Here is a 23,229-nt window from a genome sequence, read left to right as displayed (position 1 = left end):
GCTCCCACAGGGGAATGCATTCCAGATGTGGGAGCTGGCTTAACGGTCAAACCGCCATTGGTGCCGTCAACGGTGCATGGTGCTCATAGCCTTCGAGCGAAAAATCGCTCGGCTCGATCAACTCCAGCCACTGCGGCTCATACACGCCGGTTTTGGCAAACTCCGGCACACGCTCATTGATCACCAGCTTCGGCGCCGCAAAGGGTTCGCGCTTCATCTGTTCGTTGAGCATGTCCAGGTGGTTTTCATAGACATGGGCATCGCCGATGAAATAGGTGAACCAGCGCGGCGTATAGCCGGTCAGGCGACCGATCAGGCTTAGCAGCGCGGCACCTTCGGTCAGGTTGAACGGTGTGCCCAGGCCCAGGTCATTGGAACGGATATAGAGGGTCAGGGAAATTTCCCGGGTCTCGACATTCGGGTGGAACTGGTACAGCAAGTGGCACGGCGGCAGGGCCATTTCGTCAAGCTGTGCACAGTTCCAGCCGTGGAACAGGATACGGCGGCTGCCCGGGTCCTTGATGATGGTGTCAACGCACTGACGAATCTGGTCGATGGCCTTGTACAGCACCACATAAGCCTGACCATCTTCTTCGCCTTCGGCGATCTGGCGGTAGCCTTGGGCCAATGTCTGCTCGATGGCTGCCGGGTTGCTCAGGGGAATCTGTTTGTACGCTGGCCATTTGCGCCATTGCACACCGTAGATCTCACCCAGGTCGTCCTCGCCCTGGCGGAACGGGTTGGCCAGCCACTGTGCGTTTTCGTTGGCGTTCTGGTCCCAGACTTTACAGCCCAGGGCACGGAATTCGGCAGCGTTGTTCACTCCACGCAGGAAGCCGACCATCTCGCCAATCGCCGATTTGAAGGCCATTTTGCGGGTGGTGATCGCCGGGAAACCTTCCAGCAGGTCAAAGCGCAACATCGCACCGGGAAAGCTGATGGTGTTCACGCCAGTACGGTTGGCCTGCTTGGTGCCGTTCTTGATGACGTGGGAAACCAGGTCGAGATATTGCTTCATGTGAGTACCCGTATCGTTGAAGCCGAGGCATGCGCACCTCGGCGTTCGAATTTAAAGCGCGGTGTTCTTGATGCCTTGCGGGCGATTGTAAGCCCACCACAGCAAGCCCAGGCCGCCAAGAATCATCGGCAAGCTAAGGATCTGGCCCATGGTCACCCAGCCAAACGCCAGGTAGCCCAACTGTGCATCCGGCACACGCACGAACTCGACGATGAAGCGGAAGATCCCGTAGAACAGCGCGAACATCCCCGACACAGCCATGGTGGGGCGTGGCTTGCGCGAGAAGATGTACAGAATCAGGAACAGTGCCACACCTTCCAGTGCGAACTGATACAGCTGCGACGGATGGCGCGGCAGTTGTGCCGGGTCGCTGAACGGCGGGAACACCATGGCCCACGGCACGTCGGTCGGCTTGCCCCACAATTCGGCGTTGATGAAGTTACCGATACGCCCGGCGCCCAGGCCGATCGGCACCATCGGCGCGACGAAGTCCATCAGCTGGAAGAATGACTTGCCGTTGCGCCGGCCAAACCACCAGGCGGCGATCATTACGCCGATAAAGCCACCGTGGAAGGCCATGCCGCCCTTCCACACTTCGAAGATCAGCGTGGGGTTGGCGATGTACGCGGACAGGTCGTAAAACAGCACATACCCCAGGCGCCCGCCGACAATCACCCCCATCGACAGCCAGAACACCATGTCGGAGAGTTTCTCCTTGGTCCAGGTCGGGTCGAAACGGTTCAGGCGCCGGGAAGCCAGCAGCCAGGCACCGCCGATGCCGATCAGGTACATCAACCCGTACCAGTGGATTTTCAGCGGACCGATGGCCAGGGCCACCGGGTCGATCTGCGGGTAAGGCAGCATTGCGACTCCTCGTTAATCATTCGTTATAGCGACCGGACCATGCCCGGGCGCGATTAAGCCTGCATTACAACAAAAAGTTTAAACCGACACAGAACAGCAGCCCGGCGAACAGCCGCTTGAGCAAACGCGGCGACAATCGATGCGCCAGGCGTGCACCGAAGCGGGCAAACACCATGCTGGTCAGGGCAATGCCCAACAGTGCCGGCAAATACACGAACCCTAGACTATGAGCGGGCAACAACGGGTCATGCCAGCCCAGAATCATGAAACTTAATGCACTGGCCACGGCGATCGGCAGGCCACAGGCCGATGAGGTGGCCACCGCCTGCTGCATCGGCACGCTGCGCCAGGTCAAAAACGGCACGGTCAGCGAGCCGCCGCCAATCCCGAAAATCGCCGAAGCCCAGCCGATCACCGTACCGGCCAGGGTCAGCCCGACCTTGCCCGGCACCGTGCGACTGGCCTTGGGTTTGACCTCCAGGGCCAACTGCACGGCCACCAGCAGGGCAAACACGCCAATGATCCTCTGCAAATGCGGGCCGGAGATTGCCTCGGCGGTCAGCGCCCCAAAACCGGCGCCGATCAGGATGCCCAGGGTCATCCACATAAAAATCGGCCAACGCACCGCGCCACGCCGGTGGTGCTCACGCACGGCATTGATCGAGGTAAAAATAATGGTCGCCAAAGAGGTGCCCACGGCCAGGTGGGTCAGCACCTGCGGGTCAAAGCCCTGCAAGGTAAAGCTGAACACCAGCACCGGCACAATGATGATCCCGCCACCCACGCCAAACAGCCCGGCGAGCACGCCCGCACAGGCGCCGAGCAGCAAATACAGCAGAAATTCCATGGGAGCCCCCAAATCAAGTCCGGCATGTTAACGGATGGAAGGCATGCGACCCAACTGGATACGATGGAACGCCCCTGCCTGAGTGGGTAGAGTGGCAAGAAACACAAAAGGGAATCGCCTGATGTGCCTGATTGTTTTCGCCTGGAGGCCGGGCCATGCCCAACCGCTGATCGTCGCGGCCAACCGCGATGAGTTCTACGCCCGCCCCAGCCTGCCGCTGGCCCAGTGGCCGGATGCGCCACAGGTCTACGCCGGTCGCGACCAGGAAGCCGGTGGCACCTGGCTGGGGGTGAATGCCGATGGGCGCTTTGCCGCCCTGACCAATATTCGCGACCCGCACCAGCCGCCGGCACGCAAGTCCCGCGGGGAACTGGTGGCGCGGTTTCTCAACGGTTCACTGCCGATTGATCAGTATTTAGCCGACGTTAATGGCCGTTCGATTGAATATGCCGGGTTTAACCTGCTGGTCGGCACGCGGGATGAACTGTGGCATTACAACGCCAATCACACCGAACCCACGCAGTTGAAGGCCGGGGTGTATGGCCTATCCAACGCCGGGCTGGATACGCCGTGGCCCAAGCTGCTCAAGGCCAAGGCGGCGTTGAGCAAATTGCTGGAAGATCCGCAGCCGCAAGCCTTGCTGGAAATCTTGAGCGACCCGCAAACGGCGCCGTTTGCGGACCTGCCGGATACCGGCGTGGGATTGGCGACGGAAAGCCTTTTATCCAGCGTGTTTATTGCCAGCCCCAGTTATGGGACGCGGGCGAGTACGGCGCTGATTGTGAATGCCGATGGGACGCGGCAAATGCTGGAGCGCAGTTTCGGGCCGCACGGTGGGCGGTTGGGCGAGGTAGAGCTCAGGATTTAGCGGTGTTTGAACCGGCGCCATCGCAGGCAAGCCAGCTCCCACATTGGAATGCATTTCAAATGTGGGAGCTGGCTTGCCTGCGATGGATACACCTCGATTAGAGGGTTTTTGCCGAGGCCGGGTTGATCATCCGCGTCAGCCCCAGGTTTTTCAGGGCCAATTGCAGCGAGCTGTGGATAACTTGCGGGTTGTCGATGGTCATCAGCTCGGCCAACAGGTCCTTGGCCATGCTCAATTCAACCTGGCGCAGCATCCACTTTACCTTCGGCAAGTTGGTGGCGTTCATCGACAGGCTGTCAAAGCCCATCGCCATCAACAGCACCGCTGCCGCCGGGTCACCGGCCATTTCACCGCAGATGCTCACCGGCTTGCCTTCGGCATGGGCGTCGCGCACCACGTGTTGCAGGGCTTGCAGCACCGCCGGGTGCAGGTAGTCGTAGAGGTCGGCCACCCGCGGGTTGTTGCGGTCCACGGCCAGCAGGTATTGGGTCAGGTCGTTGGAGCCCACCGACAGGAAGTCCACCTGCCGCGCCAGCTCCTTGGCCTGGTACACCGCCGCCGGGATTTCGATCATCACGCCAATCGGCGGCATCGGCACGTCGGCGCCTTCGTCACGCACTTCGCCCCAGGCGCGGTGGATCAGGTGCAGCGCCTCTTCCAGCTCATGGGTGCCGGAGATCATCGGCAGCAGAATGCGCAGGTTGTTCAGGCCCTCGCTGGCCTTGAGCATGGCGCGGGTCTGCACCAGGAAAATTTCCGGGTGGTCGAGGGTCACGCGAATGCCGCGCCAGCCAAGGAAGGGGTTGTCTTCCTTGATCGGGAAATACGACAGCGACTTGTCGCCGCCGATGTCCAGGCTGCGCATGGTCACCGGCAGCGGGTGGAAGGCGGACAGTTGCTCGCGATAAATCGCCAGTTGCTCCTTCTCACTCGGGAAACGCTGGTTGATCATAAACGGCACTTCGGTGCGGTACAGCCCCACCCCTTCGGCGCCGCGCTGTTGCGCACGGGCCACATCGGCGAGCAGGCCGGTGTTCACCAGCAGTGGCACGCGGTGGCCGTCGAGGGTCACGCAGGGCAGCTCGCGCAACGAATCGAGGCCCAGCGCCAGTTGTTTCTCTTCTTCCACCACCTCGGCGTATTGCTTGCGCAGCAATTCGCTGGGGTTGGTAAAGACTTCGCCGCGATGGCCATCGACGATCATGTCGATGCCGTCGACCTTGGAATACGGCAGGTCCACCAAGCCCATTACCGTCGGAATGCCCATGGCCCGGGCCAGGATCGCGACGTGGGAGTTGCCCGAACCCAATACCGAGACCAGGCCCACCAGTTTGCCTTCCGGCACCTCGCCGAGCATGGTGGCGGTCAGCTCTTCACTGATCAGGATGGTGTTGTCGGGGTAGACCAGGTTGGTGGTGCGGTCTTCCTGCAGGTAGGCCAGCAGACGGCGACCGAGGTCACGCACATCCGAGGCACGCTCACGCAGGTAGGCGTCGTCCATCAATTCGAAACGGTTGACGTGATCGGTAACCACCTGGCGCAGCGCGCCCTGGGCCCACTGGCCGGTCTTGATCACGGTTTTGACTTCGTTACCCAGCGACGCGTCGTCGAGCATCATCTGGTACACATCGAACAGTGCACGCTCTTCAGGGCGCAGTTGCGTGGCCAGCTTGGTCGACAGGTTGCGCATGTCGGCCCGCACGCCTTCCAGAGCGGTCTTGAACAGTTTGATTTCCGCGTCGATGTCATCGACGGTCTTGTCCGGTACCACATCGAGGTCGGCCGGCGGCAGCATGACCACGGCCGTACCGACGGCAGCACCCGGCGAGCCCGGCACGCCGACGAACTTGGCTTCCTGGATGCCCTTGCCCTGGCGGCCCAGGCCGCGAATCGAGCCGGTGGCTTCGGCGTGGGCAATAACCCCGGCAAGCTGCGCGCTCATGGTCACGAGGAAGGCTTCTTCACCCTCGTCGAACTGGCGGCGCTCTTTTTGCTGGATGACCAACACGCCGACGACGCGGCGGTGGTGAATGATCGGTGCGCCGAGGAACGAGGCGTAACGCTCTTCGCCGGTTTCGGCAAAGTAGCGATAACGCGGGTGATCGGCCGCGTTTTCAAGGTTCAGGGGTTCTTCACGCGTCCCCACCAGGCCCACCAGACCTTCATTGGGCGCCATGCTGACCTTGCCGATGGAGCGCTTGTTCAAGCCCTCGGTGGCCATCAGCACAAAACGGTTGGTCTCGGGGTCCAGCAGGTAAACCGAGCAGACCTGGCTGCCCATGGCTTCCTTGACGCGCAACACAATAATCCCCAACGCCGCCTTGAGATCCTTGGCGGAGTTAACTTCCTGGACGATCTTGCGCAGCGTATTGAGCATGGCTCGGGGTCGAACTCCGTCGTCAGTCGCGCGCTAAAAGGCGCGGGGCAAGCTCTTTGAGAGCGCGACGATAAACCTCGCGCTTGAATGTCACCACCTGGCCCAACGGGTACCAATAGCTGACCCAACGCCAGCCATCGAACTCCGGTTTACCGGTCAAATCCATCCGCACCCGCTGCTCGTTGGAGATCAGGCGCAGGAGAAACCATTTCTGCTTCTGGCCGATGCACAGCGGTTGGCTGTGGGTACGCACCAGGCGTTGCGGCAAACGATAGCGCAACCAGCCGCGGGTACAGGCCAGAATTTGCACATCTTCGCGCTCAAGGCCGACTTCTTCATTCAACTCACGGTACAAGGCGTCTTCAGGGGTTTCATCGGGGTTGATTCCGCCTTGAGGAAACTGCCAGGCATCTTGGTTGATTCGGCGAGCCCATAGCACCTGTCCGGCATCATTCGTAAGAATAATCCCGACATTTGGACGGAAACCATCGGGGTCGATCACGGCAACAACCTCGCAAACGCATGTCGCCGCATTGTTCCACAAAGGTTGTTCCAGCGGCAACGAGGCTTCTTACCTTATGTGCACTCTTGTGAAAAGACCGTATTCTGGACGCCTTTTTTACAGACTTTTCAGCGAGTAACTGCAATGCGCCTGGCTTTATTCGACTTGGACAACACCCTTCTCGGCGGGGACAGCGACCACGCCTGGGGCGATTACCTCTGCGAACGCGGGATTCTCGACCCGGTGGCCTACAAGGCCCGCAACGATGAGTTCTACCAGGACTACCTGGCCGGCAAGCTGGACAACGCCGCCTACCTGAACTTCTGCCTGGAAATCCTTGGTCGCACCGAGATGGCCCAACTGGACGAATGGCACAACGACTATATGCGCGACTGCATCGAGCCGATCATGCTGCCGCTGGCCGCAGAACTGCTGGCCAAACACCGCGCCGCCGGTGACAAGCTGGTGATCATCACCGCCACCAACCGTTTCGTCACCGCGCCGATTGCCGCACGCCTGGGCGTGGAAACCCTGATCGCCACCGAATGCGAGATGGAAAATGGCCGCTACACCGGGCGCAGCACCGATGTGCCGTGCTTTCGCGAGGGCAAGGTGACACGCCTGAACCGTTGGCTGGAGGAGACCGGCTACACCCTCGAAGACAGCTACTTCTATAGCGATTCGATGAACGACCTGCCGCTGCTGGAGCAAGTGACCCACCCGGTGGCGGTGGATCCGGACCCGAATCTGCGGGCTGAGGCCCAGAAGCGAGGCTGGCCGGTAATTACTCTGCGCAGCTGATGAGGCTATCGCAGGCAAGCCAGCTCCCACATTGGAATGCATTCCCCTGTGGGAGCTGGCTTGCCTGCGATGAAGGCGACTCAGCCTAAAGCCCTAAACCGGCTTGGCGCCCATCAACCCCGCAATCGCCACAAACCCCAGCAGGCTGACCACCGCCAGCACCAGGGTGAAATTCAGGCTGCCGCCCTCGCCTTTGCGCAGGCGATTAAGCCGCGCCACCAGCCAGAACCAGGCCAGCGCCGCCACGGTGTAGATAATGCTGGAACCCAGAATCCAGGTCTGCCCCAGCGGCCAGCCGACCAGGTGCGCCAGCCACCAGCCGGTAAACGGCATGCTCACCACGCAAACCCCCATCAGCAACCACACGAACACCCATGGGCGTTGCACGGTCACCGCCGGGCCGGCGCTGCGTTTGCGCCAGGCCAATAGCGCCAGGCCAAGGCCGCTGAGCAGCAGCAACACGGTGGCGGCTATGTGGATAACCTTGAGGGTGGTCAGCGTTTCCATGGTTTCAATTCCTTAGTGGCCGCCCAATCAGCGTAGTCGTTCAACCGAGGAACAGCTGGTAAGCCGGATTTTCGCTTTCATCCCAGTACGGGTAGCCAATCTCGGCCAAGGCTGCCGGTACCAGGTGGCGCTCATCCGCCGGCACTTGCAGGCCCGCGACCACTCGGCCATCGGCAGCGCCGTGGTTGCGGTAGTGGAACATCGAGATATTCCAGCGCCCGCCCAACTTGTTGAGGAAGTTGAACAGCGCGCCTGGACGCTCAGGGAATTCGAAACGAAACACCAGCTCATCGCTGACCTTGGCCGCATGCCCGCCGACCATATGGCGAATGTGCAACTTGGCCAGTTCGTTCTCGGTCAAGTCCAGCACCGGGAAACCCTGGCGGGTAAGGCTGGCGATCAGCGCGCTGCGCGGGTCGTTTTCCGGGTGGGTCTGCACGCCGACAAAGATGTGCGCCTCGCTGCCGGAGTGGTAGCGGTAGTTGAATTCGGTAATCTGGCGCTTGCCCACCGCCTCGCAGAACGCCTTGAAGCTGCCCGGTTTCTCGGGGATGGTCACGGCGATGATGGCTTCGCGGCCTTCACCCAGCTCGGCGCGCTCGGCCACATGGCGCAGGCGGTCGAAGTTGACGTTGGCGCCGGAGTCGATGGCCACCAGGGTCTGCCCGGTAACGCCACGGGTCTCCACGTATTTCTTGATCCCCGCCACGCCCAGCGCGCCGGCCGGCTCGGTGATGGAGCGGGTGTCGTCGTAGATGTCCTTGATCGCTGCACAGATTTCATCGGTGCTCACGGTGATCACTTCATCCACATAGTCTTTGCAGATATCGAAAGTGTGCTGGCCGATCTGCGCCACTGCCACCCCGTCGGCAAAAATCCCCACGGTCGGCAGCACCACGCGCTCCCCCGCAGCCATGGCGGCTTGCAGGCAGTTGGAGTCGTCCGGCTCGACGCCGATGATCTTGATTTCCGGGCGCAGGTATTTCACGTAGGCCGCGATGCCGGCGATCAGCCCGCCGCCGCCCACCGGTACGAAAATCGCGTCCAGCGGCCCTGGATGCTGGCGCAGGATTTCCATCGCCACGGTGCCCTGCCCGGCAATGGTGTGCGGATCATCGTAGGGGTGAATGTAGACATAGCCTTTTTCGTCGACCAGTTTCAGCGAGTAGGCCAGGGCTTCCGGGAAGGAGTCGCCGTGCAGTACCACTTTGCCGCCACGCGAGCGCACGCCTTCGACCTTGATCTCCGGTGTGGTCTTGGGCATCACGATCGTGGCCTTGACCCCCAGCACCTTGGCCGCCAGGGCCAGGCCCTGGGCGTGGTTGCCCGCCGAAGCGGTGACCACACCGCGTGCACGCTCCTGCGCCGTCAACTGCGTCAGCTTGTTATACGCGCCGCGAATCTTGAACGAGAACACCGGCTGCAAGTCTTCGCGCTTGAGCCAGACCGTGTTGCCCAGGCGCTCGGAGAGCTGGCGGGCGGTCTGCAGCGGGGTTTCTACGGCAACGTCGTAAACGCGCGAGGTGAGGATCTTTTTGACGTACTGTTCAAGCATCGGCAGGCATCACTGGGCGGGTTGGGCAGGACCAAGGAGTCTAACCCAGCGTTTGGCCGGGAGACCACACGAATCCCAAGGTTTGTTGGGGTATACTCGCGCGCCTCAATAACTCCCCGCCCGTTCCGGAGCCCGCATGACCCAGGATCAACTCAAACAGGCAGTGGCCCAGGCCGCCGTCGATTTAATCCTTCCCAAACTCGACGACAAGAGCATCGTCGGTGTCGGCACCGGCTCCACCGCCAACTGCTTTATCGATGCGCTGGCCCAGCACAAGGGCGCGTTCGACGGCGCCGTGGCCAGTTCCGAAGCCACCGCCGCACGCCTCAAGGGCCATGGCATTCCGGTGTACGAGCTCAACACCGTGAGCGACCTGGAGTTCTACGTCGACGGCGCCGATGAAAGCGACGAGCACTTGAACCTGATCAAAGGCGGCGGCGCCGCCCTGACCCGCGAGAAGATCGTCGCGGCCGTGGCCAAGACCTTCATCTGCATCGCCGACGCCAGCAAGCTGGTGCCGGTGCTCGGCGCCTTCCCGCTGCCGGTGGAAGTGATCCCGATGGCCCGCAGCCACGTGGCCCGCGAGCTGGTGAAACTGGGCGGCGACCCGGTGTACCGCGAGGGCGTGTTGACCGACAACGGCAACATCATCCTTGATGTGTTCAACATGCAGATCACCAACCCGGTCGAGCTGGAAACGCAGATCAACGCGATCGTCGGCGTGGTCACCAACGGCCTGTTCGCGGCGCGCCCGGCGGATGTGTTGCTGCTGGGCACTGCCGAAGGCGTCAAAACCCTGAAAGCTTAAGAACGCCACATTCTAAATGTGGGAGCGGGCTTGCTCGCGAATACGGTGTGTCAGTCAGAGAGCCTCCATCTGATCCACCGCATTCGCGAGCAAGCCCGCTCCCACATTGGTTCAGTGGTGTTTCTTGAACACGTAAAACAGGTTCGGCTCGCTGACCAGGTACAACGTGCCCTGGTCATCCATGGCGATCCCTTCGGCCTGCGGCACCCGCTTCGTCAGGCCATGGCGCCCGTTGAGCAGCGACAGACTGCTCAGCGGGCGACCGTCGATATCCAGCTCCAACACCAGAAACGACTCATCCGACAGCGCCAGCAGATGGCCGCTGCGCTCGTCGTACTGCAGGCTCGACAGGTCGCGCACAAACAGCCCGGCGTCACGCTTGGGGTTGTTGATTACATGCACCGAGTAGGTTTTTTCCGGCTTGAAATGAGGAAACCCGTGGACCTCGTAGATCAGCATCGGGTCGCGCTCCTTGGCCACAAACAGGCGCTTGCCCACTGAGTCATAGGCCAGGCCCTCGAAGCCCTTGTTGCCGCCCACGTGCAGGCCCAGGGTCATCTGCTCCGCATCGGCGGCGTCGAGAAATTGCGTTTCGTCGTCCACATGCACCTTGATCAGCCGCTGCTGGTGCTCATCACTGATGACATAAATGTTGTCGCTGATAAATTCCACCGCCTCGGCGTCACCAAACCCCACCAGGGGGATGCGCCGCAGGATCTTGCCCTCCAGGGACAGCTCGATCAGTTCGGCGTTTTTATTGGTGACGGTAAACAGGCTTTTGCGCACCGGGTCGTAGGTGAGGGCAGAAACGTCGTCATCCAGCCCCTCGATCACCTGGGCCTCCAGGGCCACCCGGTAATCCGCCAGGCCGATGGAGCGCTCATCCGCCGGCTGTCGCCACGCCTGCCAGTTGAACCAGGCGCGCTCGAACAGGCGAAAGTGCTGCGCAACGGCCCCGGCGCTGACCAGGGCGATCAGCACAAGTATTAAGAAGACGGGTTTGGGGCGGGTTAGTCGTCGCATCGGGCGGGCTCAAAGTCAGAAGTGGCGAATGAATATCACGCCTGTCTGAATTTAAACTTAAACGCGCCCCGATGTCTGGCGAATGCCGCTCACAGCGACATCGCCGACGTAATCGGTGGGCTATTTCTGCTTTTCGAACCGATAGAACAGGTTGGGCTCACTGACCAAGGTACAGGTTGCCCTCCTCGTCCATGGTCACCCCTTCCGCACGCGGAATGGTCTTGTTGAGCCCGTTGAAACCGCCGAGCAGGGTCATGAAACTGACCTGCTCGCCCTTTTCATCCAACTCCAGCAGCAGGTGGGAGTCCGCCGAGAGCACCAGCAAGTGCCCGGTACGCGGGTCTACGGCCAGGGCCGAAAGGTTACGCATGTCCAACGCTTTGCTGGCCAGCTTTTGTTTATCGCCAGCCAGGGTCTGGCCACCGTCGCTTTTCCAGGTGAACAACGCGGGCGGGCGCTCCTCGCCGAACACCAGTTGCTGGTTGCGCTTATCCCAGGCCACGGCTTCAAACGCTTTGTTTTGATCCTTGGACGGGCCCAGGTCGTAACTCGGGAAGTCGGCCTTGTTCAATTGCTGGGTGGTGGCGTCGACCTTGACGAGGCTGACCGTGTGCTGGCGCTCATCGACCACCGCGATCAGGCCGTTTTCCATCACCGTCACGCCTTCCGGGTTATCCCAGCCGTTAAGCGGCATCTTGCGCAGCACATCGCCTTGCAGGCTCAGCTCAACGAGGAACGGGTTTTTGCCCATCACGGAAAACAGGGTTTTGGTCTGCGGGTTGTAGGAGACGTCGGACGCTTCATCCTTCTCCATGCCCGGCAGCACTTTGGCGTCGATCACCGCATGATAGTCCGGCAGCCATACACTTTCCTGGCGCTCGGCGGGCGTTTCAAACCGCTCCAGGAGCCACAACACACCGCGATCGTCCCAGTGCATGACCCACGCAATGCCATACACGATGGCGCCGGCGAGAAACAGCCAGGAGTACCAGCGCAGGGCAAAACGCGAACGCGGCTTGGGTGTAGCGGAGGGCAGGGGCACGGCCATTGGGCGCTTTTTCCAGGGAAGTCAGCGTTAGGGGATAGCACAGGATCAATGGGCTCGTGTGCTGGAGGCCAAGGATTATCCGGATGGTGTGTGAAAAAAATGCAAAAAACCGAGATCCAGAATGTATGAATATCCAATGTGGGAGCGGGCTTGCTCGCGAATGCGGCAGATCAGCCATGAACTTGTTGACTGACACACCGCCTTCGCGAGCAAGCCCGCTCCCACAAGGTCAGCGAACGCTGCTTTCGAAGCGGTTCACGCCACTCAGCTCCAGCACCAACTCATCGCCCACATTCAGCGGGCCCACGCCGGCCGGGGTGCCGGTGAGGATCACGTCGCCGGCCTGCAGCGAAAAGCAGCCGGCCATGTGCTGGATCATCGGGATGATCGGGTTGAGCATCTGCGCGCTGTTGCCGTCCTGGCGCACTTCGCCGTTGATGCTCAGGCGAATGCCGATATCGGTCACATCGGCAAAGGTACTGCTCACCACAAACGGTGCGATCACTGCCGCGCCGTCGAAGGACTTGGCGATTTCCCACGGCAGGCCCTTGGCTTTCAGCTCGGCCTGCTTGTCGCGCAGGGTCAGGTCCAGGGCCGGGGCGAAGCCGGAGATCGCGTCCAGCACTTCTTCACGGCTGGGCTTGGTCGACAGCGGTTTGCCGATCAACACCGCGATTTCCGCCTCGTAATGCACCGAACCGCGCTCGGTCGGGATGCTGAAACCGCCTTCAAGCGGCACCACGCAACTGCCCGGTTTGATGAACAGCAACGGTTCGGTCGGCACCGGGTTGTCCAGTTCCTTGGCATGTTCGGCGTAGTTACGCCCAATGCACACCACTTTACCGACAGGAAAGTGGATGTTGGTGCCGTCGACATACTTGTGCTGGTAGCTCATGGAACGACTCCTTCAGGGGCGGTTAAACAGCGAAGATCTTGCCAGGGTTCATGATCCCGTTCGGGTCGAACACCGCCTTCACTGCCTTCATATATTCGATTTCAACCGGGGAGCGGCTGTAGGTCAGGTAATCGCGTTTGGTCATGCCCACGCCGTGTTCGGCGGAGATCGAGCCGTTGTACTTCTGCACGGTCTCGAACACCCACTTGTTGACGGTGGCGCACTTGGCGAAAAACTCGTCCTTGCTCAGGTTTTCCGGCTTGAGGATGTTCAGGTGCAGGTTGCCGTCGCCGATATGGCCGAACCAGACAATTTCGAAGTCCGGGTAGTGTTCGCCGACGATCGCATCAATTTCCTTCAAAAACGCCGGCACTTTGGAGACAGTGACCGAGATATCGTTCTTGTACGGCGTCCAATGGGAAATGGTCTCGGAGATGTATTCGCGCAGCTTCCACAGGTTGTGCAGTTGGGTTTCGCTCTGGCTCATCACGCCGTCCAGCACCCAACCCTGCTCGACGCAGTGCTCGAAGGTTTCCAGAGCGTGGTTGGCGACTTCTTCGGTGGTGGCTTCGAATTCCAGCAGCGCGTAGAACGGGCATTCGGTCTCGAACGGTGCCGGCACATCGCCGCGTCCCAGGACTTTGGCCAGGGCCTTGTCGGAGAAGAATTCGAAGGCCGTCAGGTCGAGCTTGCTCTGGAAAGCGTGCAGCACCGGCATGATCGAGTCGAAATCGGTAGTGCCGAGCACCATCGCGGTAAGGTTTTTCGGCGCCCGGTCCAGGCGCATGGTGGCTTCCACCACAAAGCCCAAGGTGCCTTCGGCGCCGATGAACAGTTGGCGCATGTCGTAGCCGGTGGCGTTTTTGATCAGGTCACGGTTCAGTTCCAGCACATCACCCTTGCCAGTGACGACTTTCATGCCCGCCACCCAGTTACGGGTCATGCCGTAGCGAATGACCTTGATCCCGCCGGCATTGGTGCCGATATTGCCGCCAATCTGGCTGGAACCTGACGAGGCGAAGTCCACCGGGTAGTACAGGCCTTTTTCTTCGGCGACGTTCTGCAATTGCTTGGTGACCACGCCCGGCTGGCACACGGCGGTGCGGTCGGTGAGGTTAACGTCGAGGATCTGGTTCATGTAGTCGAACGACACCACCACTTCGCCATTGGCCGCAACGGCAGCTGCCGACAGGCCGGTACGACCGCCGGACGGCACCAGCGCCACCTTGTGTGCATTGGCCCAACGGACGATGGCCTGCACCTGTTCAGTGGTCTTGGGGAACACGATGGCGGTGGGCGCAGGTGCGAAGTGCTTGGTCCAATCCTTGCCGTAAGCCTCCAGGGAGTCTGCATCGGTCAGCACTTTGCCGGGCTCAACCAGGGTCTTTAGCTCATCAATCAGGGCAGGATGGGTCATCGACAGAACTCTCGAACAATTCATGGTCATCCTGAGAACGCTTCACGTCGCAGGAATGAGTGTTTAGCGGGGCGCGTATGCTGGCATACCGCCCCCGCAGGACAGAGCCCAAGGGCGTTTCTGCGGTGACGGCTTTCCTGCCGTCCGGGTCAGCTTGCGCTGCTCGACTCCCTGCCAATTTTCTCCGGGATACAGGTTTACGCAGATGAGCAAGACTTCTCTCGATAAGAGCAAGATCAAGTTCCTTCTTCTGGAAGGCGTCCACCCATCGGCTGTCGACGTTCTGAAAGCCGCTGGGTACTCCAGCATTGAGTACATCACCAGTTCTCTGCCGGAAGCCCAGTTAAAGGAAAAGATCGCCGACGCGCACTTTATCGGCATTCGCTCCCGCACTCAGCTGACCGAAGAGATCTTCGACCACGCCAAGAAGTTGGTGGCTGTCGGCTGTTTCTGCATCGGCACCAACCAGGTCGACCTCAACGCAGCGCGCGAGCGCGGCATCGCGGTGTTCAACGCACCGTACTCCAACACCCGTTCCGTTGCGGAGCTGGTGCTGGCCGAGGCCATCCTGCTGCTGCGCGGCATCCCTGAGAAGAACGCTTCCTGCCACCGTGGCGGCTGGATCAAAAGCGCGGCCAACTCCTTCGAAATCCGCGGCAAGAAGCTGGGCATCGTCGGTTACGGTTCGATTGGTACGCAGTTGTCGGTCCTGGCCGAAGGCCTGGGCATGCAGGTGTTCTTCTACGACACCCTGACCAAGCTGCCATTGGGCAACGCCACCCAGGTATCGAGCCTGACCGAACTGCTGGGCATGTCCGATATCGTGACCCTGCACGTTCCGGAAACCGCTGAGACCCAGTGGATGATCGGCGAGAAGGAAATCCGCGCCATCAAGAAAGGCGGCATTCTGATCAACGCTGCACGCGGCACCGTGGTTGAGCTGGACGCCCTGGCCGACGCGATCAAGGACAAGCACCTGATCGGCGCCGCAATCGACGTGTTCCCGGTGGAGCCACGCTCCAACGACGACATCTTCGAAAGCCCGCTGCGTGGCCTGGACAACGTGATCCTGACCCCGCACATCGGCGGCTCCACCGCTGAAGCCCAAGCCAACATCGGCCTGGAAGTGTCGGAGAAGCTGGTCAAGTACAGCGACAACGGTACTTCGGTATCGTCCGTCAACTTCCCGGAAGTGGCCCTGCCGGCTCACCCTGGCAAGCACCGCCTGCTGCACATCCACCAGAACATCCCTGGCGTGATGATGGAGATCAACAAGGTGTTCGCGGAAAACGGCATCAACATCTCCGGTCAGTTCCTGCAGACCAACGAGAAGGTCGGCTACGTGGTCATCGACGTCGACGCCGAGTACTCGGACCTGGCGCAAGAGAAGCTGCAGCACATCAACGGCACCATTCGTAGCCGCGTGTTGTTCTAAGGTTTCAACCGCACCATGAAAAAGGGAGCCCTCGGGCTCCCTTTTTTACATCTGAACAAATCTTACTTGACGTTAACCGTGATGACTTTCGAGGCTACAGTCGGGTTGAACTGCATGTGCAGTTTGTCGCCGGCCACCAGTTGCAAGGTGTGCTTGCCGGGGGTGAGGGTCAGTTCGGTTTCGGTCTGCGCCTTGCCGTAGTGGATCACGGTGTCGGTGGCCGGAATCGGCACGCTGGCGTCAGGCAATTCTTTCTGGTCGATCAGCAGGTGGTGGTGACCGGTACCTGGATCCTGGCTGGTGGCCGGGGCCAGTTTCAGGCCTTCCATACCGAATTTGACGGTGAAGGTCTTGTCGACGGTAGCGCCGTCTTTGGGCGACACGATAAACACCTTGGCACCTTCGGGTGGAGCACTGCGTGGGATGCCGTCGGCGGCGGTGGCCAACATCGAAGCACCCAGCAGCAGGGAGGCCAGGGTGGCACGGGACAAAAAGGCTTTCATTCGCTTCTCCAGTTTTTCCAGGAAATCTGTAGGTTCATGACAACTTCGCGACAAATTGCTGTCCAAGGCACTCAACACCATAGCAAAGCGATGCTGAACGGCGCCTCGCACATTCGAATTCTTTAGGAGTGACCATGCGCTTTTCGCCTGGCCTGTTACTGCTGCTTCCCCTCCTGAGCCCCTTGGCTCACGCCGAACTGGTCGATGATGTCTTCGACCGTGGTGAACTGCGCATCGCCCTCGAAGCCAACACCCCGCCGTTCAACTTCAAGGAAGGCGACAAACTCACCGGTTTCGAAGTGGAACTGGGCGAGCAACTGGCCAAAGAGATGGACGTGCGCCCTTCGTTTATCACCACCGATGACACCGACCTGCTGCCAGGAGTGGAAAGCGGCAAGTACGACGTGGCCATCAACCATATCGCTATGACTGCCGAGCTGCAGGATCGGTTCGATTTCAGTGAGGCTTATAACGAGAAGCCGGAGCTGGCGATCCCGTTCCAGAAGGGTAATCCGGCGTTCAAGAGCAGTTTGGACAAGGCGTTGCAGCAGGTGAAGGCCGATGGCCGCTTGAAAGCGTTGGCGCAGAAGTGGTTTAAGCCTGAGTAAATGCGGTCAATGTGGGAGCTGGCTTGCCTGCTCCCATTTTGATCTAGGCAAGGCTTGAGAGATGCAGTGCCGCTTCGGCCAGCTCAAGCTCACTGAACACCAGCACGCCATGCTGCCTGAGCAACGCCGCCGTCACCCCCTCTCCGCTGACCTTCACACCGCTGAACGTGCCGTCATAGGTCAGCAGGTTGCCGCAGGACGGGCTATTGGCCTTGAGGATGGCGATGCGAATGCCATGGCGCTGCACCAGCGCCAACGCCTGGCGGGCGCCGTCGAGAAAGGCGGCGCTGAAATCTTCGCCCTCGGCCGTCAGCACTTGTGCACGACCTTCCCACACATCGATGCCCTGCCCGCCGGGAATCTCGGCAGATGGCCTTGGCGTCGGCAAACCGCCCGCCACTTCCGGGCAGATCGCAATCACACGGCCTTCGGCCTGCCACACTGCCAATTGGTCGAAGGGCCCGCTGGCGCCACCGTCGTAGCGCACCTTGTGCCCGAGCAGGCAGCGGCTGATCAGAATCTTTTGCATGCTTAAAACGGCTCGTTGCCCCGCCGCCGAAACCAGCCGGTGAGGGACAGGCGTTCGCGCGTGGCGGGCATGACTTCGTGGGGCACCTCGCCCGACAGGAACACCACCAGGCAACCGCCGGTGGGCACCACATCGTATTCGACGCCGCCCTTGAGGTACATGCGCAACTGGCCGCCGTGCTCGGGCAGCCAGGCGTCGTTCAAGTAGATCACCGCCGAGACCATGCGCCGGTCATCGTCACGGAAGCGGTCGAGGTGCTTGAGGTAGAACGCCCCGGGCGGGTACATCGCGAAATGGCTTTCGAAGTCTTCCAGGCCGAGGAACAGCCCGCGGTTCATCGCCAGGCGCAGGCTGTCCATCAACGCCATATAGCTCTCGCAGACCGCCGCGTCGCCCTCTTCCAGCCATTGGATATGATCCCCGCGAATGCCCTCGCGGATCTCCTGAGCCGGCCCACGCCCCACCGCTGCCGGAGCCAATTCCCCTTCGGCCGCACGTTTACGGCACTCAGCCGCCAGTTCCAGGGTCAGAGCCTGGGGCAGGAAGCCGTTCTGCTGCGACCAGCCTTTTTCGGCCAGGTCGTCGACGATGCGTTGCAGCAGGGGGTGATCAAGGGGTATTTGCATGGCGCGCATAGTATCCATACGCCTGTGAATCCGACAGAGCCGCCGAGCGTCTGAGTTAACTTTAGTCAGACGACTGATAGGATTTCTCGACAAATCCTACGCCCGACACGGACAATAGTGGCCGACTGACAGGAGTCCATATGCGTCGTTTGTTTTTTTCCTTGCTGATGTTCTGCGTTTTGCCCGCCTGGGCAGACAGCCATGACCAGTTGTACAAGGTCGCCGGCTGGGCCGAACAACGTGCGCATTTCAATGACGCCCTCAGTGCCGCCCAACAACGCTACCGCAACAGCCTGCCGCCGGCGGTGTACCAGGCGCTGGTGGACAACAGCAATAAACGCTTTGCGGCCCAGGCCATGGACCAGCGTGCCGAGGCGCAATTGCGCAAGAACCTGGCGGACCCAAAACCGGCCCTGGCGTTTTTCCAATCGCCCCTGGGCCGCAAGATTGTCGCCGCCGAGTTGCTGGCCACGCGCCGCGACCAACTGGCGAAAAACGCCCAGGGCCTGCCACATATCGAAGCCGACGCCACCCGCAGCCTGATCATCGGCCACCTGGCCCAGGCCCTGCCGGCCCGCGAAGCCGGTGCGGAAGTCAGCCTGGCCATCGCCGGCGTGGCGGCCGACAGCTTGAGCCAGATGATCCCCGGCTTGCTGGGCGGCGGTCAGGCCCAAGGTATGTTGAATGGCCAGCGTGAGCGGCTGATGCAGCAGATCGATAAGGATCTGAGCAACACGCTGCTGTACGTCTATCGCGACTTGTCTGACCCGGAGCTGGAAGAATTCGCTACGTTTGCGGAGTCGCCGGAGGGTAAGGCGTATTACCAGGCGGCGCTGGCAGCGATTCGTGCAGGCTTGGCAGTCGGCCAAAGCACCTCCAGCCTGGCGCAGTAACCAATGTGGGAGCGGGCTTGCTCGCGAATGCAGTGTGTCAATCAGCAACTTAGTTGACTGACACTCCGCATTCGCGAGCAAGCCCGCTCCCACATTCGGACTGTGTTACTTCAGTTGATCCGTGAGGAAACTGAAGTACTCTTCACGAATCTCGGAAATCTCATTCGCCAGGTGATGCCTGCCACGCGGCACCATCAACACCTCAGGCTGATCGAACTTGCCCCGCAGCACCCGCAAGTTGTGCTGCCAGTCCACCGTCATATCTTCCTCACCCTGCACGATCACCGGCCGCCTTGCACTGCGCGGTGCGGCTTCGATGCGCTTGATCCAGCGCGCCAGCGCGCCTACCCAGGCGGTGGGCAGCTGGCGCGGCTGCAGCGGGTCGGCTTCCAGGAACGGTTTGAACGCCGGGTCGTGGGTGTTCTCGCTGAACCGCCGGGCAATACCTTTGACGAACGGCCGCAGCAGGTAATAGCTGACTTGCGACCAACCCCAGGCACGTGGACGCACCAACGGAGAAAGCAGAAAAGTCCTACCCTGGGCCGGACTGTCGGTGCCATGGTTGAGCAAGTGATCCACCACCACCGCGCCGCCGGTACTCTGCCCGAACAAGTGCCAGGGCTGCGGTAATTGCAGCGCCAGGGCCTGGGCGAACAACGCCTGCACCACGTCTTGATACACCGCAAAATCATCAATACTGGCGCGTTCGCCACTGGATAAACCATGGCCCGGCAAGTCGCAGGCGATCACCACAAAGCCCTGGTCCAGCGCCCAGTCCACCACATGGCGATACAAACCCATATGGTCGTAGAAGCCGTGAAACATGAACAGCGTCGCCACCGGTTCAGGCGGCCACCACACCTGGGCGACCACCTCGAACCCATCCACCTCAAAACGCCCCAGGCGGCTCACCGCCGGCACTGTGCGTGCGGCCAGGTCCAATCCGTAGAAACGCTGGTAGACCCGCGCCTCGGCGCTCAGCGGTTGGGCATCCACCAGAGGCCGCAAGCTTTCGCGCAGATGATCGGGGTCAAAGGTAACGGGCATAAAGGGTTCCACACTTACGGCGAAGATGAATATCGAGCTGCGATATTCATCTGTCAGGACAAGCATGGCAAGCTACGCGACCTGCGAGGATACCTCTGAATGCGTCAGCCCTACCGTACCGCCCTGTTCGCGAGCCTGATCCTGATCATCTGCGCCAGCGTGCTGTGGGCGGCGTATGACTGGTTCCAGGGCCGCTACCTGCGCGCCTTCAGCGAACACACAGCGGTATTTTCCGGCGACGCCCTGCGCCTGCCCGCCGAACTCTCGGGCCCCGGCCCGATCCGCCTGGTGCACTTCTGGGACCCGGCCTGCCCGTGCAACGTCGGCAACGGGCAACACCTGGGCGAACTGATCGAACACTACGCGCCCCAAGGCGTCGAGTTCTACGCCCTGCAAAAATCCGGCAGCCACGGCCGGTTGCCCGACAACCTGCGCACGATGAAAACCCTCGCGGCCCTGCCCGGCGCCGACCAAGTGCCGGCCAGCCCGGCCGTGGGAATCTGGGATCGTTCGGGCAAGCTCGCGTACTTCGGGCCCTACAGTGAAGGGCTGACGTGCAATTCCAGTAACAGTTTTATCGAGCCGATTTTGCAGGCGCTTGAGGCTGGGCGCGAGGTGAATGCCACGCACACGCTGGCGGTGGGCTGCTATTGTTCGTGGTCAAAAGATAAGTAGCTCGCCCCCCCCCTCTTAAGGAATGTTCATGAAGCGCGTCTTGCAGGTTCTCGCGGTTCTGCTGGTACTGATCGCCCTAGGCGCCGGCTGGTACGTCTACAGCAAGCAACCGACCCGCCAGGGCACGGTAGAACTGGCGAACCTGCAAGGTTCGGTCACGGTGCGTTATGACGACCGTGGCGTGCCGCACATCCGCGCCGAAAACGAGACCGACCTGTATCGCGCCCTGGGCTATGTGCATGCCCAGGACCGGCTGTTCCAGATGGAGATCATGCGGCGCCTGGCCCGTGGCGAGCTGGCCGAGGTGCTCGGCCCCAAGCTGCTCGACACCGACAAGTTGTTCCGCAGCCTGCGCATTCGTGAGCGCGCCTTGAGTTACGTGGAACAGATCGACCATGACTCGCCGGCATGGAAAGCCCTGCAAGCCTATCTGGACGGCATCAACCAGTACCAGGACAGCCACGCCAGCCCGATGGAGTTCGACGTGCTGGGCATCCCCAAGCGGCGGTTTACCGCTGAAGACACCATCAGCGTCGCCGGCTACATGGCCTACAGCTTTGCCGCTGCGTTTCGTACAGAGCCACTGCTGACTTACGTACGCGACCAGTTGGGCAGCGACTACCTGAAAGTCTTCGACCTGGACTGGCAACCCAAAGGCGCGCTCAACCTGGCCGCGAGTGACTGGCGAACGCTTGGCGCCCTCGCGTCCCTCAGTGAACAGGCCCTGGCCGACAACGGCTTGCCGCAGTTCGAGGGCAGCAACGCCTGGGCCATCAGCGGCAGCCGCACCAAAAGCGGCAAGCCGCTGCTGGCGGGTGACCCGCATATCCGCTTCTCGGTGCCGTCGGTGTGGTACGAGGCGCAACTCTCGGCGCCGGGCTTCGAGCTGTACGGTTATCACAACGCGCTGGTGCCGATGGCGTTCCTGGGGCACAACCTGGATTTCGGCTGGAGCCTGACCATGTTCCAGAACGATGACCTCGACCTGATCGCCGAAAAGGTCAACCCGGGCAATCCCAACCAGGTCTGGTACCACGGCCAGTGGGTCGACATGACCAGCAGCGAACAACAGATCGCCGTGAAGGGCCAGGCGCCGGTTACCCTCACGCTGCGCCGGTCACCCCACGGCCCGATCATCAATGACGTGCTCGGCGAGAACGCCGGCAGCACTCCGATTGCCATGTGGTGGGCGTTCCTCGACACCCAGAACCCGATCCTCGAAGGTTTCTACCAGCTCAACCGCGCCGACACGCTGGCCAAGGCCCGCGCTGCGGCCGCCAAGGTGTCGGCGCCGGGGCTGAATATCGTGTGGGCAAATGCCAAGGGCGATATCGGCTGGTGGGCGGCCGCGCAGCTGCCGATTCGCCCGGCCGGCGCCAACCCCGGTTTTATCCTCGATGGCAGCACCGCCCAGGCCGACAAACTCGGCTTCTACCCCTTCAGCGCCAACCCCCAGGAAGAAAACCCGGCGCGTGGCTATGTGGTGTCGGCCAATGCCCAGCCCGTGTCGCCCACCGGCATGGAGATCCCCGGTTATTACAACCTGGCCGACCGTGGCCAGCAGTTGAACGCGCAGTTGAGCGACAAAAGCGTGAAGTGGGATGTGAACAACAGCCAGGCCCTGCAACTGGGTACCACCACCGCCTTCGGCCCGCGCCTGCTGGCGCCGCTGTTGCCGGTGCTGCGTGAAGTAGTCAAGGACCCGGCGCAGCTGAAACTGGTGGAACAGCTCGCAAGCTGGAAAGGTGACTACCCGCTGGACTCCACCAGTGCCACGCTGTTTAACCAGTTCCTGTTCAACCTGGCCGATGCGACCTTCCACCCGAAACTGGGTGACGCGATGTTCAAGACTCTGCTCAGCACCCGCGTCATCGATGCCGCCTTGCCCCGCCTGGCTGCCGCTGCGGACTCGCCGTGGTGGGACGGCAAGCGCGCCGAGCGGGTGAAGCTCGCCTGGGACAACAGCCTCGCTCACCTCAAGGCCACCTTCGGCGATGACCCGACGCAATGGCAGTGGGGCAAGGCCCACACCCTGACTCACGGCCACCCGCTGGGCTCGCAAAAGCCGCTGGACCTGATCGTCAACGTCGGCCCGTTCCCGGCCCCGGGCACCCATGAAGTTCCGAACAACCAGTCGGCAAATATCGGCCCCGCGCCGTGGCCGGTGACGTACGGCCCGTCGACCCGCCGCCTGATCGACTTCGCCGATGTGGCGCACGCCCTGACCATCAACCCAGTCGGGCAAAGCGGCGTACCGTTCGACAAGCACTATGACGACCAGGCGCAAACCTACATCGAAGGTGGTTACGAGCAGGCGCATTTCAGTGATGAGGAAGTGACGGCGAATACGCGTGGCACGCTCAAACTATTGCCTGCCCGGTAA

The 23,229-nt window shown here is 61.3% G+C and carries 22 protein-coding genes and 1 pseudogene; 8 read left to right on the top strand and 15 right to left on the bottom strand.

Annotated elements, in window-relative coordinates; translation table 11 throughout:
- Window positions 1–46 precede the first annotated feature (46 nt).
- The 3 genes from LRS56_28070 to LRS56_28060 all read right to left on the bottom strand — a co-directional run bounded on the left by LRS56_28070 (window position 47) and on the right by LRS56_28060 (window position 2,729).
- The gene (locus LRS56_28070) at window positions 47–1,018 is read right to left on the bottom strand and encodes a thymidylate synthase (GenBank protein WDU62536.1); all 972 of its coding nucleotides are present in this window, start codon (window positions 1,016–1,018) and stop codon (window positions 47–49) included.
- A 51-nt stretch (window positions 1,019–1,069) separates the two neighbouring features.
- Window positions 1,070–1,882 (bottom strand): prolipoprotein diacylglyceryl transferase, encoded by an 813-nt coding sequence (gene lgt / locus LRS56_28065; protein WDU62535.1) that lies wholly within the window; start codon window positions 1,880–1,882, stop codon window positions 1,070–1,072.
- A 64-nt stretch (window positions 1,883–1,946) separates the two neighbouring features.
- Complete coding sequence (locus tag LRS56_28060) at window positions 1,947–2,729, bottom strand: sulfite exporter TauE/SafE family protein (GenBank protein ID WDU62534.1); 783 nt, start codon at window positions 2,727–2,729, stop codon at window positions 1,947–1,949.
- 121 nt (window positions 2,730–2,850) lie between these two features.
- On the opposite strand from LRS56_28060, the gene LRS56_28055 reads away from it, so the two are divergent.
- Window positions 2,851–3,597, top strand: coding sequence for an NRDE family protein (locus LRS56_28055; protein WDU62533.1), 747 nt, complete (start codon window positions 2,851–2,853; stop codon window positions 3,595–3,597).
- Between the two features lie 97 nt (window positions 3,598–3,694).
- Here LRS56_28055 and ptsP read toward each other — a convergent pair whose 3' ends face one another.
- Together ptsP and LRS56_28045 are read right to left on the bottom strand one after the other, a co-directional pair.
- Window positions 3,695–5,974: a phosphoenolpyruvate--protein phosphotransferase gene (gene ptsP / locus LRS56_28050; GenBank protein WDU62532.1), complete on the bottom strand. Its 2,280-nt coding sequence runs from the start codon at window positions 5,972–5,974 to the stop codon at window positions 3,695–3,697.
- A 22-nt stretch (window positions 5,975–5,996) separates the two neighbouring features.
- A complete protein-coding gene (locus LRS56_28045; protein ID WDU65826.1) occupies window positions 5,997–6,476 on the bottom strand; it encodes an RNA pyrophosphohydrolase in 480 nt (159 codons plus the stop codon).
- Window positions 6,477–6,620: 144 nt separating this feature from the next.
- On the opposite strand from LRS56_28045, the gene LRS56_28040 reads away from it, so the two are divergent.
- On the top strand, window positions 6,621–7,277 hold the full coding sequence (locus tag LRS56_28040) for an HAD-IB family hydrolase (protein ID WDU62531.1): 657 nt from the start codon (window positions 6,621–6,623) through the stop codon (window positions 7,275–7,277).
- 93 nt (window positions 7,278–7,370) lie between these two features.
- Here the strand turns inward: LRS56_28040 and LRS56_28035 are convergent, their stop codons facing one another.
- Both LRS56_28035 and ilvA read right to left on the bottom strand, forming a co-directional pair.
- Window positions 7,371–7,784, bottom strand: coding sequence for a DUF2269 family protein (locus LRS56_28035; protein WDU62530.1), 414 nt, complete (start codon window positions 7,782–7,784; stop codon window positions 7,371–7,373).
- 40 nt (window positions 7,785–7,824) lie between these two features.
- Complete coding sequence (ilvA, locus tag LRS56_28030) at window positions 7,825–9,339, bottom strand: threonine ammonia-lyase, biosynthetic (protein ID WDU62529.1); 1,515 nt, start codon at window positions 9,337–9,339, stop codon at window positions 7,825–7,827.
- Between the two features lie 136 nt (window positions 9,340–9,475).
- Here ilvA and rpiA point away from each other — a divergent pair, with 136 nt between their 5' ends.
- Window positions 9,476–10,147 carry a ribose-5-phosphate isomerase RpiA gene (rpiA, locus tag LRS56_28025; GenBank protein WDU62528.1) on the top strand — a complete coding sequence of 224 codons (672 nt, stop codon included), beginning with the start codon at window positions 9,476–9,478 and terminating at the stop codon, window positions 10,145–10,147.
- A 111-nt stretch (window positions 10,148–10,258) separates the two neighbouring features.
- On the opposite strand, the gene LRS56_28020 is transcribed toward rpiA, so the two are convergent.
- The 4 genes and pseudogenes from LRS56_28020 to LRS56_28005 all read right to left on the bottom strand — a co-directional run bounded on the left by LRS56_28020 (window position 10,259) and on the right by LRS56_28005 (window position 14,530).
- Complete coding sequence (locus LRS56_28020) at window positions 10,259–11,170, bottom strand: SdiA-regulated domain-containing protein (protein ID WDU62527.1); 912 nt, start codon at window positions 11,168–11,170, stop codon at window positions 10,259–10,261.
- Between the two features lie 120 nt (window positions 11,171–11,290).
- A pseudogene (locus LRS56_28015) lies at window positions 11,291–12,218 on the bottom strand (SdiA-regulated domain-containing protein).
- Window positions 12,219–12,447: 229 nt separating this feature from the next.
- Entirely contained in the window at window positions 12,448–13,113 is a 666-nt protein-coding gene (locus LRS56_28010; GenBank protein ID WDU62526.1) for a fumarylacetoacetate hydrolase family protein, read from the bottom strand.
- A gap of 22 nt (window positions 13,114–13,135) precedes the next feature.
- Window positions 13,136–14,530, bottom strand: coding sequence for an FAD-binding oxidoreductase (locus tag LRS56_28005; protein WDU62525.1), 1,395 nt, complete (start codon window positions 14,528–14,530; stop codon window positions 13,136–13,138).
- A 205-nt stretch (window positions 14,531–14,735) separates the two neighbouring features.
- Here LRS56_28005 and serA point away from each other — a divergent pair, with 205 nt between their 5' ends.
- Window positions 14,736–15,965, top strand: coding sequence for a phosphoglycerate dehydrogenase (gene serA, locus LRS56_28000; protein WDU62524.1), 1,230 nt, complete (start codon window positions 14,736–14,738; stop codon window positions 15,963–15,965).
- A gap of 62 nt (window positions 15,966–16,027) precedes the next feature.
- Here the strand turns inward: serA and LRS56_27995 are convergent, their stop codons facing one another.
- Window positions 16,028–16,468 carry a DUF4399 domain-containing protein gene (locus LRS56_27995; protein WDU62523.1) on the bottom strand — a complete coding sequence of 147 codons (441 nt, stop codon included), beginning with the start codon at window positions 16,466–16,468 and terminating at the stop codon, window positions 16,028–16,030.
- A gap of 134 nt (window positions 16,469–16,602) precedes the next feature.
- Between LRS56_27995 and LRS56_27990 the strand changes: the two genes are divergently transcribed.
- Window positions 16,603–17,076, top strand: a complete 474-nt coding sequence (locus LRS56_27990; GenBank protein ID WDU62522.1) for a transporter substrate-binding domain-containing protein — start codon at window positions 16,603–16,605, stop codon at window positions 17,074–17,076.
- A 43-nt stretch (window positions 17,077–17,119) separates the two neighbouring features.
- Here LRS56_27990 and LRS56_27985 read toward each other — a convergent pair whose 3' ends face one another.
- Both LRS56_27985 and LRS56_27980 read right to left on the bottom strand, forming a co-directional pair.
- Window positions 17,120–17,605, bottom strand: coding sequence for a DUF523 domain-containing protein (locus LRS56_27985; GenBank protein WDU62521.1), 486 nt, complete (start codon window positions 17,603–17,605; stop codon window positions 17,120–17,122).
- A 2-nt stretch (window positions 17,606–17,607) separates the two neighbouring features.
- Window positions 17,608–18,240, bottom strand: coding sequence for a 2OG-Fe(II) oxygenase (locus LRS56_27980; protein ID WDU65825.1), 633 nt, complete (start codon window positions 18,238–18,240; stop codon window positions 17,608–17,610).
- Between the two features lie 131 nt (window positions 18,241–18,371).
- Here LRS56_27980 and LRS56_27975 point away from each other — a divergent pair, with 131 nt between their 5' ends.
- Window positions 18,372–19,124 (top strand): DUF2059 domain-containing protein, encoded by a 753-nt coding sequence (locus tag LRS56_27975; GenBank protein ID WDU62520.1) that lies wholly within the window; start codon window positions 18,372–18,374, stop codon window positions 19,122–19,124.
- 105 nt (window positions 19,125–19,229) lie between these two features.
- Here the strand turns inward: LRS56_27975 and LRS56_27970 are convergent, their stop codons facing one another.
- Window positions 19,230–20,171: an alpha/beta hydrolase gene (locus LRS56_27970; protein ID WDU62519.1), complete on the bottom strand. Its 942-nt coding sequence runs from the start codon at window positions 20,169–20,171 to the stop codon at window positions 19,230–19,232.
- Between the two features lie 99 nt (window positions 20,172–20,270).
- Here LRS56_27970 and LRS56_27965 point away from each other — a divergent pair, with 99 nt between their 5' ends.
- Entirely contained in the window at window positions 20,271–20,846 is a 576-nt protein-coding gene (locus tag LRS56_27965) for a DUF6436 domain-containing protein (GenBank protein ID WDU62518.1), read from the top strand.
- Window positions 20,847–20,874: 28 nt separating this feature from the next.
- Window positions 20,875–23,229: a penicillin acylase family protein gene (locus tag LRS56_27960; protein WDU62517.1), complete on the top strand. Its 2,355-nt coding sequence runs from the start codon at window positions 20,875–20,877 to the stop codon at window positions 23,227–23,229.

Origin of the sequence: Pseudomonas poae, from assembly GCA_028869255.1 — a bacterium.
GTDB lineage: Bacteria > Pseudomonadota > Gammaproteobacteria > Pseudomonadales > Pseudomonadaceae > Aquipseudomonas > Aquipseudomonas poae_C.
Note: the sequence above shows the minus strand (reverse complement) of the source record. Positions and strands in the feature narration are given on the sequence as shown.